The sequence below is a fragment of the Pedobacter sp. HMWF019 genome (assembly GCF_003061025.1).
In the GTDB taxonomy this organism is placed as follows: Bacteria; Bacteroidota; Bacteroidia; order Sphingobacteriales; family Sphingobacteriaceae; genus Pedobacter.
In genome coordinates this window covers 1-1166 of the sequence record NZ_QAIL01000529.1, presented here as the reverse complement: position 1 = coordinate 1166, position 1166 = coordinate 1, and the positions used below count along the sequence as shown (strand labels likewise).

General features: G+C 35.6%; 1 protein-coding gene. It reads left to right on the top strand.

Annotated features, from left to right (window positions below):
* The first annotated feature begins 131 nt into the window (after positions 1 to 131).
* The gene (locus DBR11_RS26370; RefSeq protein WP_108555552.1) at positions 132 to 1133 is read left to right on the top strand and encodes a helix-turn-helix domain-containing protein; all 1002 of its coding nucleotides are present in this window, start codon (positions 132 to 134) and stop codon (positions 1131 to 1133) included.
* Positions 1134 to 1166 lie beyond the last annotated feature (33 nt).

Sequence of the window (1166 nt, the reverse complement as noted above, 5' to 3'; positions counted from 1 at the left end):
TAATAATATTTACATTTTCCAAAATTTTAATCCAATTTTAACACGATTAATATCTTATCAATTAATATTAACACTATATTGCATAACAATTTGATTACAAATACTTTTCGTCTTATTGTATTTAAAAATTCATGCCATCTGAATCAACCTTCCAAACCGCAAATGATCCTGTAGCAATTGAACAATTGATCGCAGCTTTATCTTCTTTCCATCCACTAAGTGAGGGGCTCAAAAATGAAATTATTGCCAGAGTCCAAACTGTAAAACTGGAGAAGGATGAGTTCTTAATGAAACAGGGTGAACATTGTTATTATTTCTACTTCCTGGTCAATGGCATATTAGTAGCCACCACCAACAGAAATAATAAAGAACTGACTACTTTTATTGTAACCGATGGCAATTTCGTAACTTCAGTGGCAGGAATGTATGGTTATGTACCTTCCGAGGACACCGTACATGCTGTAGAGGATGCATTACTATTGGCCCTGCATGCTAATGATATGCAGGAAATGTATGACCGCTTCCCGGAATCGAATATCGTCCTGCGTAAAATCTTTGAAAATTATTTTCAAGGTGCTCACGAACGTTCTAATATGACCCGGTTAAATACGGCAAAAGAAAAATATCTATATCTTCAATCCTATATTCCAGACCATATCCACCGGATTCCTCTCGCTCACAAAGCAAGCTATCTGGACATTCGGCCAGAAACACTCATCAGGATCAAAAAAGAATTAGAAGCAGAGCAAGATCAATCACAATGGACAAATGCCTGTACTAAATTAAAAGAACATATTGCAGAACACTTGAGCTTTCGTCAAAAAAACGTCACCCTCGCACAACTGGCCAAGGAATCAAATATTCCTATTGCTCAACTTAACTTTCTTTTAAAGAATAATTACAACAAAAGCTTCACAAAATTCGTTAATAGTTTGAGAGTTAATTACGTAAAGGAAAAATTAGCTAAAGCAGATGAATGGAAACACCTCACCATAGAAGCTGTTGGGATTGATGCTGGTTTCAAATCCAGAAGTGTATTCTTCTCAGAATTTAAGAAGCAAACTGGAATTACTCCCGGAGAGTTTGTCAGATTGACGGGAAGAAGTCCAGAATTTGAATTTGAGACTACATAGTATCGTAATAGATTAGTTACAATAGAAATAAGG